The sequence below is a fragment of the Streptomyces millisiae genome (genome assembly GCF_031845425.1).
Lineage (GTDB): Bacteria > Actinomycetota > Actinomycetes > Streptomycetales > Streptomycetaceae > Streptomyces > Streptomyces millisiae.
The window spans coordinates 1-473 of sequence record NZ_JAVREM010000248.1 but is presented as its reverse complement, the minus strand read 5'-3'; the positions used below and the strand labels follow the sequence as shown (position 1 = coordinate 473).

The 473-nt window shown below is 69.6% G+C and carries 1 protein-coding gene; it reads right to left on the bottom strand.

Annotated elements, in window-relative coordinates; translation table 11 throughout:
- Positions 1-473 (bottom strand): CDP-diacylglycerol diphosphatase (locus RNC47_RS36495; protein ID WP_311605166.1); only part of this gene is annotated, 473 nt, incomplete at both ends.

Genomic DNA, 473 nt, shown 5'->3' with positions numbered 1-473 from the left:
GGCGCGGGCCGTGGGGTCGAGCAGGGTCACGTGGATGTGCAGCTGGTCCTGGCCGCGGTTGTCGGCGGAGTTGATGCCCAGTGCCCAGTCCGGAGCCTGGCCCTGGTTGCCTGGCGGCAGGATGCTGGCCTGCTCGAAAGCGTCCTTGAAGTAGTGGGGAGCGCCGGCTTCCAACAGGTTGTCGCACTCGATGCCGGTCTCGCGGGCCGTCGGGATCACCAGCAGGTCGGTGAGCTGGGCCGGCTTGTGTCCCTGCCGGACCGCGTAGCCGCGGGACTTGTCCCCGCCGGGGAACACGACGTCGATGGCGCCGTCCTTGTGTGCTGGCGTGGCGTATTTGACGTCCTTCCAGAGGTCGACGTTGTCGTGCACGTTTCCGCACGGACCGAAATCGGCGGCCTGAGCGCCGGCGGTCGGCGCGCCGGCGATTCCGATTGCCGGTACGGCCACCGCTGCGGCGACGAGTGCGGCAC